Source organism: Clostridium sp. OM05-9, from assembly GCF_003481465.1.
GTDB classification, from domain to species: domain Bacteria; phylum Bacillota; class Clostridia; order Lachnospirales; family Lachnospiraceae; genus Coprococcus; species Coprococcus ammoniilyticus.
The window spans coordinates 42187-54183 of record NZ_QULF01000006.1; the positions used below are offsets into that span (position 1 = coordinate 42187).

General features: G+C 43.1%; 10 protein-coding genes. All 10 read right to left on the reverse strand.

The window, feature by feature from the left end; genetic code table 11:
• Positions 1-16: 16 nt before the first annotated feature.
• On the reverse strand, positions 17-754 hold the full coding sequence (rpsB, locus tag DXB77_RS10665; protein ID WP_021944417.1) for a 30S ribosomal protein S2: 738 nt from the start codon (positions 752-754) through the stop codon (positions 17-19).
• 295 nt (positions 755-1049) lie between these two features.
• On the reverse strand, positions 1050-1688 hold the full coding sequence (locus DXB77_RS13035) for a hypothetical protein (protein ID WP_181986482.1): 639 nt from the start codon (positions 1686-1688) through the stop codon (positions 1050-1052).
• Between the two features lie 36 nt (positions 1689-1724).
• Entirely contained in the window at positions 1725-2837 is a 1113-nt protein-coding gene (locus DXB77_RS10680) for a hypothetical protein (RefSeq protein WP_117807411.1), read from the reverse strand.
• Between the two features lie 24 nt (positions 2838-2861).
• Positions 2862-3626, reverse strand: coding sequence for a GTP-sensing pleiotropic transcriptional regulator CodY (gene codY, locus DXB77_RS10685; RefSeq protein WP_021944414.1), 765 nt, complete (start codon positions 3624-3626; stop codon positions 2862-2864).
• A 177-nt stretch (positions 3627-3803) separates the two neighbouring features.
• Positions 3804-5885 carry a type I DNA topoisomerase gene (gene topA, locus DXB77_RS10690; RefSeq protein ID WP_118663405.1) on the reverse strand — a complete coding sequence of 694 codons (2082 nt, stop codon included), beginning with the start codon at positions 5883-5885 and terminating at the stop codon, positions 3804-3806.
• A gap of 113 nt (positions 5886-5998) precedes the next feature.
• Positions 5999-7099 (reverse strand): DNA-processing protein DprA, encoded by a 1101-nt coding sequence (gene dprA, locus DXB77_RS10695; protein WP_118663206.1) that lies wholly within the window; start codon positions 7097-7099, stop codon positions 5999-6001.
• Positions 7089-8672, reverse strand: coding sequence for a YifB family Mg chelatase-like AAA ATPase (locus DXB77_RS10700; RefSeq protein ID WP_117807408.1), 1584 nt, complete (start codon positions 8670-8672; stop codon positions 7089-7091). The genes dprA and DXB77_RS10700 overlap by 11 nt, the downstream gene beginning before the upstream one ends.
• 151 nt (positions 8673-8823) lie before the next feature.
• Positions 8824-9786 carry a GTP-binding protein gene (locus DXB77_RS10705; protein ID WP_021944410.1) on the reverse strand — a complete coding sequence of 321 codons (963 nt, stop codon included), beginning with the start codon at positions 9784-9786 and terminating at the stop codon, positions 8824-8826.
• Between the two features lie 9 nt (positions 9787-9795).
• Positions 9796-10965, reverse strand: coding sequence for a GTP-binding protein (locus DXB77_RS10710; protein WP_118663207.1), 1170 nt, complete (start codon positions 10963-10965; stop codon positions 9796-9798).
• A gap of 93 nt (positions 10966-11058) precedes the next feature.
• Positions 11059-11994, reverse strand: a complete 936-nt coding sequence (locus tag DXB77_RS10715; protein WP_118484501.1) for a mechanosensitive ion channel family protein — start codon at positions 11992-11994, stop codon at positions 11059-11061.
• Between the last annotated feature and the right edge of the window lie 3 nt (positions 11995-11997).

Consider the following 11997-nt stretch of genomic DNA (forward strand, 5'->3'; position numbering starts at 1 on the left):
TTTATATTCTAAAATATTACTCTTCTACTGCTGCATCCTCATCTGCAACTTCTTCAGCATCTGTTGCATCAGCACCCTGCTGAGCTTCGATAACTGCATCTGCCATCTTTGAAACAATAAGCTTTACAGCTCTGATAGCATCATCGTTACCAGGAATAACATAATCTAATTCTTCCGGATCACAGTTCGTATCAGCAATACCTACAAGCTTGATTCCAAGTGAATGAGCTTCCTGGATACAGATTCTTTCCTTCTTAGGATCTACAACGAAGATCATGTCAGGAATTTCCTTCATTTCCTTGATACCGCCAAGGTTCTTCTGAAGCTTCTCCATCTCCTTCTTGATCTGGATAACTTCCTTCTTAGGAAGAACATCAAATGTTCCGTCAGCTTCCATAGCTTCGTACTTCTTAAGAGTAGCGATTCTTGTCTGGATTGTGCTGAAGTTTGTAAGCATACCGCCTAACCATCTCTCGTTTACATAGTACATACCGCAACGCTCTGCTTCACTCTTGATTGAGTCCTGAGCCTGCTTCTTTGTACCAACGAAAAGAATCTTTCCACCATTTGCTACGCAGTCACCGATTGCATTGTAAGCATCGTCAACCATTCCTACTGACTTCTGAAGGTCGATGATGTAGATACCATTACGCTCTGTGTAGATGTATGGCTTCATCTTAGGGTTCCATCTTCTTGTCTGGTGTCCGAAATGTACACCTGCTTCTAATAACTGTTTCATTGAAATAACGCTCATTTTTTCTACCTCCATGGTTATATTCTTCTGCTGATCTCTCTTTCACCGAGTCACCCGAGCTATAGGCACCACTTCAGGAATCAACCAGCATGTATATTATTTTTATGAGCCTGCTATATTCAAGCCCACACACAAAATCGATAATAACACAAAAAGAAAGTGCATGCAAGCACTTTCTTTTTATAATCTCATGTCACTTAACAGTTCCATGTCTTTTTCGCATTATGCTGGTATGTGCGAGCACATTCCAGCGCAATGCTCATTATCTCATATTTTGTTTTAATTCATGCTATAACTATCGTCCATCTCTCATAATGGTAATCATCTCATCGTAGGTTTCATCACCCTTGAATGTGAAAGTTCCACACATCAGTTTCATGGAATTACCGGAGCTTACAAGGTAATCATAGAAATCCTGTACACTGTCTACCATTCCGATATCATATAATGCCTGAGAGATTGCCTCTGCATACATACCCGGCTTGATCGTAATCGAACCACCCTTTTTCTTTTCTTCTGTAGTTGTCTCTGTCGTAGCTTCCGTAGTTGTTTCTGTTGTCGTCTCTGTCGTAGCTTCCGTAGTTGCTTCTGTTGTAGCTTCCGTGGTTGCCTTGGTTGTACTTTCGGTTGTGGCTTCCGTGGTTGCCTTGGTTGTATTTTCCGTTGTGGTTTCCTTTGTCGCCTCTGTTGTAGCTTCTGTCGTCACTTCCGTCGTTGCCTTAGCTGCATCCTCTTTTGTCGTTTCCGTTGCAGTCTCTGTCGTTTTCGCTGATTCAGTAGTTTCTTCTGATGCAACAACTTCTACCGCATCTCCTTTTGACGGATCATTCTTCTTTGTATCTGCAAAGCTTCCGGACTTAATTCCAACCATCATAACGAGCGCACCAATGATAAGTCCAAAGCCTAATCCTCTGAAAAAATATTTTTTCTTCATACTGCCGTTTCTCCTATCGTATAAAACAATTTCAATTTACTGCTTCTGATTCTCAATATTTTTAATGATCACCTTGGTTTCACCAACACCGATTCCAAGCTGGTTCGCGATCTCCATAATTCCAAATCCCTGCTTGTAAAGCTCTGCCACTTCTTCATCGATATTTTTCTCATCATCCCAGATTTCTTCCGGTGCAGGAGCTTCTTTCTTTGCCTCCTGTGCACGATTCTGATTTCTGTTTGTTCTGTTCTTCTTGCGGTTCTTCTTTCTGGAACGGTTGCCTCCCGCCGGCTGTTCTGTCTTCTGTACAGGCTCAGTACCGGTTGCTTCTACGACTGTTGTTTCTTCTGTAATTTCGGTTGCTTCTGACTCAACAGCAGGCTCTTCTGCTTTCTTAAAGGCAACAACATTGGATTTTTCTTCTGCTGCTTCTTTCTCGGCTTCCTCAGCAACAACTTCTTCTGCAACAGCTTCCTCTACTTCTTCCTTTGGTTCCTCCGCATCATCTTCTGCTGTGTTCTCTTCAACATCCTGTTCCGGTACAGTTTCGGTTATATCACCATTTGCAACTGCATCACCGGAAATAACTGTCTCCGTCTCACTTGCCTCTAATGCTCCGAGAGAATTCTCATCCGGCTCTTCTTCGATTTCTTCTGTCTGCTCATTTTCTTTGGGAGCTTCTTCTGTCTGCTTCTCTTCCGAAACAGCTTTTTCAGCCTGTTGTTCTTTTTCTTTTGCGATCTCTTCTTCGGTTTCCTTTACTTCCATTTCAAGAAGTTCTTCATAAGTAACCGCTTCCGGTTTTTTCTCTGCATCCGGATTATATTCTTCATAGGCTTCTGCAAGGCTCTGATTGATATAATCGATCATCTCCTTCTTTGCCTTTTCAGACAACTTGGATGCCCATTTTTCAATCTGTTCCTTCAGTTCCTTTTCTGTCTTCTTGCGAACATCTTCGCTGTATTCGTCTAATGATGTCTTGCTCTGCTCAAGAAGAGAATCACATAATTCCGTGATCTTTCGTTTTAATTCTTCTGAGCTTTCATTATATATCTCATCTTCCTCTTTAAAATCATGACTATCCAGAATAAAAAAGCTTACACCTACAACTGCTACGCCAACTAATAATGTTATGATTGGTAATATCATTTCTCTACTCTCCTTTGCAAAATTTTATACGGCTTTTAATTCGTCAAATACAACATCATTCAGAACCTTAATGTAAGTTCCCTTCATGCCTGAGGATCTTGCTTCTATAACACCAGCACTCTCAAACTTTCGAAGTGCATTCACGATTACGGAACGGGTAATTCCGACCCGGTCTGCAACCTTACTTGCAACAAGGATTCCCTCATTTCCATCCAGTTCTGAGAAAATATGCTTGATCGCCTGTAATTCTGAGAATGATAAAGTACTGATCGCCGAACGCACAATTGCAATCTTACGATCTTCTTCTGCATTTTCTTCATTTAAAGCCCGCATCATCTCAAGTCCTACAACCGTCGTTCCGTATTCCCCGAGAATAATATCATCAATATCATACTGTGCATCCAGCTTATACAGAAATAACGTTCCAAGCCGTTCTCCTGCTATATCGATTGGAAGCAGAAGTCCCTGATATTTCTCTATGTTATCACTGTCAAATCCGAGCGTAGTCAAATTTACATTTTCTTTTGTTGACAATACAAGGAGAAGTCTCTCATTCAGCATACTGTCGATCAAAAGACCGACCTTATCCTCGATCAGTTCATGGATCTCAGGTATATCTTCACGGTTCTTAATTCCCAGAACCTTTCCTTTTTTACTGATAACCAGTACATTTGATTTTAAAATATCACTCAAAACATCACAAATATCATTAAAAACAACCTTATGCGAATTGTTATTGTGCAATAATTTGTTGATTTTTCGTGTTTTATCTAATAATTGAACACTCATTTCTGTTCCTCCGTATGTAAAATACAAAAAAGTTGTTTTTGCATAAAAAAATCTACACTATTTGACATTCTATCACAATGGTCTGGAGATAACAATAGTCTTTCCTGTCAAACGAGAGATTTAATATTTAAAAACAACTTTTTTTATATGGCAGACCGGACAACTTCATCCGATCACTTATGCCTGTTTTTCCTTTTCGGTATTATCTCTGGAATATCCACAGTTTTCTGCTGAACAAAGTAACTTATTACCCTTTTCAACCATATAACTGCCACATACCGGACATTTTTCCTTTGATGGTTTTGCCCATGACATAAAATCACACTCAGGAGCATTGATACATCCATAGTATCTTCTGCCCTTTCTGGTCTTCTTTATTACAATGTCACCGCCACACTTTGGGCAAGGAACTCCAGTTTTCTCAAAGAACGGCTTGGTAAACTTACATTCCGGAAATCCCGGGCATGCAAGGAATTTGCCATGTGGACCATACTTTACGACCATATTGCGCCCGCACTCGTCACACACCTCATCCGTTACCTCATCCTCAATCTTAATGGACTGCAACTCACTCTCCGCTTTCTTAACCGCCGCATCGAGATCCGGATAGAAGTTTCTTACTACAACTTTCCATTCGATAGCGCCCTCACCGATTTTATCGAGAAGGGACTCCAGATTCGCTGTAAAATTCACGTCGATAATAACCGGAAATGCCTGTTCCATAATCTGATTCACGGCTTCTCCCAATTCTGTTACATATAATTTCTTATTCTCTTTTGTTATATAACGGCGATTCTGTATCGTTGAGATCGTCGGCGCATAGGTACTTGGTCTTCCAATGCCAAGCTCCTCTAAGGTTCTTACAAGAAGGGCTTCTGTATATCTTGCCGGTGGCTGTGTAAAATGCTGCTTCTCATCAAAATCTTCTAATTTTAGCAGATCGCCTTCATTCAGATCCTTAATTCCCGCAATATGCTCACTCTTCTCGTTGTCCACATTATAAACCGTTGTAAATCCGGCAAATGCAATCTTTGACACCGAAGTCTGGAACCGATAACCTGCCGCTTCTGCCTTTACAGTCTTAATGCTGTATACTGCCTCTGCCATCTGACTTGCAAGGAAACGATTATAGACCAACTGATACAGCCGGAACTGTTCTCTGCTCAACTGATCCTTGATAGCCGCCGGTGACAATGTAATATCTGTCGGACGGATTGCTTCATGCGCGTCCTGGATCTTCTTACCCGGTTTGTCTGCCCGTGGTATTCCGGCTGTATAATCTTCTCCAAAATTCTTTATGATATAATCCTTGGCTGCTGCCGCCGCTTCATCTGATATTCTGGTAGAATCCGTTCTCAGATAAGAGATCAAACCGATGGAACCTCTGCCCTTGATCTCCACACCTTCATATAACTGTTGTGCGATACGCATCGTTTTGGATGTCGCAAAGTTCAGCTTGGAGGAAGCTTCCTGCTGCAACGTACTGGTTGTAAATGGAAGTGGCGCTTTCTTATGACGCTCACTGTCCTTGATCGATGCGATCTGAAAGGACTGCTTTCCGATCGTTTCTATGATATGATCCAATTCTGCTCTGGAAGATATTTCCTCCTTATCACTTCCATTTCCCATGTATTTGAATTCAATGCTTCTCTTTGCCTTTTCCGGTACCAGCATAGCAGAAAGTGTCCAGTATTCCTTTGGAATAAATTCGTTGATCTCTTTTTCTCTGTCACAGATCAGCTTCAATGCCACTGACTGTACACGTCCGGCACTTAAACCTCTCTTGATCTTTGCCCAGAGAAGCGGACTGATCTTATAACCAACCAGTCTGTCCAATACACGTCTCGCCTGCTGTGCATCCACAAGTGCCATATCAATATCGCGTGCCTGCTTAATTGAATTCTTTACTGCATTTTTCGTAATTTCATTGAAGGTAATTCGCTTGTACTTCTTATCATCCAGTTTCAGTGCTTTTGATAAATGATAGGAGATCGCTTCTCCCTCACGGTCGGGGTCAGTTGCAAGATACACCTTGTCAGCTTTCTTTACTTCTTTTCGAAGCTGTGCGAGTATATCTCCTTTTCCTCTGATTGTTATATATTTTGGTTCAAAATCATTATCAACATCAATGCCCATCTGGCTTTTAGGCAGATCACGCACATGACCATTCGACGCAATCACTTCATAATTACTGCCTAAAAACTTTTTAATCGTCTTGGCTTTCGCCGGAGACTCTACAATAACAAGATATTTAGCCATGTACTCTTTCCTTTCCTGTTCGTTTAAACGACACAAACTATACACCATTTTTCCCTGCCATGCAAGTGAATATTTTATTACAATTTTCTGAAAAAATGCCCCGGATCCTGTTTTCATCCCTGTGTAACAGCAAAATAATACCGTACCGGCTGCCGAATTATTCCTTTTCTTTCCATATCAAATAACGCTGTCAGGATTCTTGCAGGAGGCTGATCCACGCGGGCACAGATTTCCTCTATATGCAGCACTTCCCGCCCCATACAGACACATATCTTCTGTTCCAGAGCGGTAAGCCGGCTGTTCTCCCGACATTCTGCTTTCCCTGCTGCAAGGATCCTCCGTTCAAGTTTTAAATCCTCCACAATATCCTCAGGATCCGTCACAAGCATAGCCCCCTGCCGGATCAGATGATTGCAGCCCTCACTGCTTCTGTCTCCAATCCGTCCCGGAACTGCATACACCTCACGCCCCTGTTCCAGCGCCTGATCGGCGGTGATCAGAGATCCGCTTTTCTTCTGTGCTTCTACAACCAGCACCCCTTTTGCAAGTCCACTGATGATCCGGTTCCTAAGTGGAAATCTCCATGCCGCAGGCTCTATATCCAACCCATATTCTGACAGGATCACACCCTGACGCCCAATCCGTTCAAACAAATTGTAATTTTCCTTCGGATAACAGATATTGATCCCACAACCTAGTACTGCAACTGTAAATCCATTTTCTACATTGATTGCGGCACGCTGGGCGGCGCCGTCGATTCCTGCTGCAAGTCCGCTGATAATACCAGTCCGATATTCTGCAAGCACAGAAGCAAACTGCTCCGCCATCTCTTTCCCATATGCGGATGCCTTTCTTGCACCTACGATCGCTATACCGGTTCTGTCTGTTTTAAGCGTCTCCACACACCCCTTTGCATACAGCAGAAACGGACAATCCGGAATTTCCCGCAGGACTTCCGGAAAATAAGGATGTCCTGGATATATATATGTAATATTCCGCTCTTTTAGTCTGTTTTTATAGACGATTATTTTCTTTTCATCCCGTGTGCACAGGATCCGTTCACTCTGTTTTTCTGTCAACGTTTCCCGAAGCACATGTTCTGGAACATTCCACAGTTCTTCAGGTCCTCCAAAATAATCAAGGATCCTGCCAAGTGCTGCATTCCCCATATCCGATATCATCCCCAGCCACAGCCTTATAAGATCATACTCCATATCTGTCCCCCCCTTTCATTCCTTTGTACTGCATATTTCCCTCTGCCTCTTCTGTAAGATTCTGATACCGGAAAAACAATGCCTCTTTTAAATGTTCCTCATGGATCCCGATACTTCCTGCCAGATCAGCGATCGTCCTTGCGATCTTAAGTACCCGGTTATAGCCTCTGGCAGAAAGTTCTGTATGTTCAAACGCTTCCCGCACCAGCTCCTGCTCTGCCCTTCCCAGGGAAATATATTGCTTTGTTCTCTTTCCATCCAGTTGGGAATTAAAATTTATCGACTCTGAACGGTAACGCTCCTTCTGTATATTCTGCGCCGCAAGCACCCTTTCCCGGATCTCAGCCGAAGTTTCTGCCCGTTTATCCTCTAACAGGTCAGAACAGTCAATCCTGCGGACATTTACGTTGATATCAATACGATCGAGCAGAGGTCTGCTAAGCCTTGCATTGTATTGTCGGATCTGCCTACAGGTACAGGTACATTTATTCAGATCCGGATACATGCCGCAGGGACAGGGATTTCGTGCCGCAACCAGCATAAATCCTGCCGGATATATATATTTACCCTGGATCCTTGCAATCGTTACTTCCCGATCTTCTAACGGCTGCCGCATTACTTCAAGAACATTTCTGCCAAATTCCGGAAGCTCATCCAGAAACAACACCCCATTATGACTGAGACTGATCTCTCCCGGCTTCGGTATTGCTCCGCCACCGGTTAGAGCAATGGCAGATACGGTATGATGCGGTGCCCGGAACGGACGCTTTGTTATCATCGCCTGTCCTTTTTTCAGCAGACCTGCCACACTGTATATCTTGGTAATATCAATACTCTCCTCAAATGTCAGACGTGGAAGGATCGTTGGCAGGCATTTTGCGATCATGGACTTTCCTGAACCTGCTGCTCCTGTCATCAGAATATTGTGCATTCCGGCTGCTGCGATCTCCATTCCGCGCTTCAATATTTCCTGCCCTTTAATATCTGCAAAATCTCCCAGTTCCCCCATATCCTCCTGGTCGAGCAGAGCCTCCACATCTACAAATGCAGGCTCGATCACCGCTTTTTCATTCAGATAAGATTCCGCTTCTGACAACGTCCGAAGCGGGATCACTTCTATATTTCGGATCAGTGCCGCCTCCTCTGCATTTTCCGCCGGAACAAGACAGCGTGTGATTCCTTGTTTTACTGCATGATGAACAACCGGGAGTATTCCTGATACAGCATTGATCCTGCCATCCAGCCCCAGTTCACCCATAATCAAGGTATTTTCTATTTTATCGTTTGGAATAAGCCCCATAGATACCATAATTCCTATGGCAATGGGAAGATCGTAGGCAGTTCCTTCCTTCCGGATATCTGCCGGTGATAAATTGATCGTGATCTTTTTCGGTGGTATCTGAAATCCAGAGTTTTTGAGCGCTGTTCTCACCCGCTCTCCGGCTTCCTTTACGCATGCAGACAAAAAGCCTACCATATGAAACATTGGCAGTCCGTCATTGATATCTGTTTCCACCTGAATCAGAAGTCCCTCTACTCCAAGGACTCCTCCACTTGTTACTTTACTGTACATCTGTATCTGCTCCTTTCGACATTTCTGCCGTCTCTCCATGGAGCATGCCTGAACAGAATCAGCGAAAACAAAAAGCTGCCACCTGGCAGCTTTTTATACGCCTGCATTTATACTACCTGTATCCATACAAAAAGTCAAATGCATTTTTATATTAACTGAAGTATACAACCTCTTCTTCCGGCGGACCGGTCAGCACAACCTTCTCTGCATAGAGAACCGGACCATCTCCCTCAAAATCAGGATAGTATTCTTTCTTGATCGTTGCTGTTACATCTACCCACTGTCTGTCAATCAGATTCTTAGAGCCATCGTAATAGCATTTGAAGCCTACAAATGTAATATCCTCTACACAGCAGGTCATCGCAAAACGTCCCGGTACAAATGCATTCTTACCATACTGTTTCGGCTTGAATACCATGCCACGGAAATGGATCTTCTTACCGACATAACGATCCGGCTGATCGGAGGCATCCACATACCAGATACCAAAATCCTCATCGTTCAGCTCGATCACGTCAGCCTTTACATCGTATGGCAGATCTTCTTCGTCATTCTCATCCGGTGCGATCGAACCATCCTTCATCTCAAAGATGATCTGTGCCCGTCGGTTGACTGCTTTGATTCCTCTGCGCCATTCTGCGCGCTTGGACTTCTCATCACAACGGTTAAATACAACCATATCCGCACTGTTAACCTGATCCATCATTGTTGCTTTCATATTCTGCTGATATACATCATATGTCTCAGCATTTACAAAGGATAATACCTGGACAACGGTCCATCCTTTCGGCACACGGATATCAAAGATCTTGTCCAGCTTCCACATACCATTGTATTCGATCATAACCTGCTCCGGCTGATATTTGTCCTGCAGATCTAACAGATGCTCTGTGTTCAACTGATCTTCTTCTATGAATTCCAGAAAAATATTTTTCTTTTTCAGGTCTTTCTCATCGTACTCTTCTTCACCGTCTTCGCATACAAGAAGCAGTGTCTTGGCGCCTCCGGTGAATTCCCGGTCTAATAATGTCTCCTTCACAAATGTAGTTTTACCACTGTCAAGGAAGCCCATAAATACATAAACCGGAATCTCTGTTTCCTGTTGTCTTGCCATCATTTTCTCCTATACCTCAAACAGCTCTGCAAGCTTGTCTTCTGCCAGTTTGCTTCCGATCACACATAACTTACCTGTGATATCCGGATTTCCCTTACGGATCTCATACTCACCCGGTACAAGATCAAAGTATAACCAGTCTGTACCATCACTTGGAACGATACCCTTTGCACGAAGGATAATACCATATTCCTCTGTGTTAGCAAGCTCATCCAGAGTCTCTTTTAACTTATCTTCATTAAACTTATGTGGAGTTTCCTTACCCCAGCTTGTAAATACCTCATCTGCATGGTGGTGATGATGATGATCGTGATCATGACAGCCACAACTACATTCGTCGTCATGGTCATGATGATGATGTTCATGATCGTGGTCATGGCAGCCACAGCCACATTCGTCGTCATGGTCGTGATGATGATGTTCATGATCGTGGTCATGATCGCCACAGCCACATTCATCGTCATGGTCGTGATGATGATGTTCATGATCATGGTCATGACAGCCACATTCGTCATCATGGTCGTGATGAAGGTGGTGATGCTCATGCTCATCTTCATCCTCAAATAAAGCGTCCTTAACGGTTTTATGATTCTGCATAGCTTCTTTGATCTTAGAACCGTCAATATCATCCCATGGAGTCGTGATGATCGTAGCATCTGCATTGTGCTCACGGATCATGGCAACTGCCTTTTCGATCTTATCCTGGGAAGCTGTCTGTGTTCTGCTCAGTACGATCGTATTTGCACTTTCGATCTGATTATTGAAGAATTCACCAAAGTTCTTCATGTAAATCTTGCATTTGGATACATCTGCAACTGTTGTATAGCTGTCAAGCTGTACTTCAACTTCTTCTGCAACATCCTTTACAGCCTTGATAACATCTGAAAGCTTACCAACACCGGATGGCTCGATAATGATTCTGTCCGGTGCATATTCTGTAATAACCTTCTTTAAAGCCGTACCAAAATCTCCAACTAAGGAGCAGCAGATACAACCGGAATTCATCTCAGTAATCTGTACACCGGCATCCTTTAAGAATCCGCCGTCAATACCGATCTCGCCAAATTCATTCTCAATCAGCACAAGCTTCTCGCCCTTAAAACCTTCTTCGATCAGCTTCTTGATCAGAGTTGTTTTTCCGGCACCTAAGAAACCGGAAATAATATCAATCTTTGTCATTTCTAAATCACTCCTAATTTATTAAATGTACGGATAATTGTGTGATAGTAAACTCATCACACAATTATCTAGTTTTCATATCACAACCGATTATTATACTCGATTATCTGTTTTTTTGCAAGAATCGAGGTTGACATCCAGTTTATTGTATGGGATAACGATGCCATTTTCATCAAATGCTTTCTTGATATTCCATCTTGCCGACCAGAGTGCATCCCAGTACTGGTCGATCTTCGCATAGAACCGAACACTGACCACAATGCTGCTATCTGCGAATTCATCAATGAAGAAATCCACGACTTCATCCTCCAGATATCCCGGAACTGTCTTTACCGCATCCAGTACCACACGCTTTACCTTATCCAGATCTTCATCGTAACCGATACCGAGCTTGATCTCTGCCCGCCTCTTATCATGTAAAGTAACATTCACCAGTGACGTATTCGATATGCTTCCATTTGGTATGACTACGGAACGATTATCGATCGTCTTAAGCTTTGTATAGAATATATCGATTGATACAACCTCGCCTTCACATTTGGTATTATTCTCGATAATATAGTCACCTACATGAAATGGTTTCAATATCAGGATCAGCACACCACCGGCAAGATTGGACAGGCTGCCCTGCAACGCAAGACCGATCGTCACACCCGCCGTTCCAAGCAATGTGACAAATGAAGTAACCTGAAAACCGACAATGGATGCCGCCGTTATCAATATTATAAAATTCATCAGAATACGGATGGCAGACAGTAAAAATCCTGCGACACTGACATCCATATTGGAACGGTCAAAGGTTCTCTTTATCAGCTTGATGATCCATTTCACAACCCGAAATCCGATCACCATAAAGATAACCGCCACTACCAGGCTTCCAACCTTTGACATGCACCAATCCAGCAGATCTGTCATATACTGTCTGAGCAATCCAGCTTTTTGTTCTGCATCCTGTACGATCTCCGATGCCGTTTCTGATGCTGACTCTGTAGTATCTGCCAGCTTCTCCGTCAATGCTATACCTATCACTTA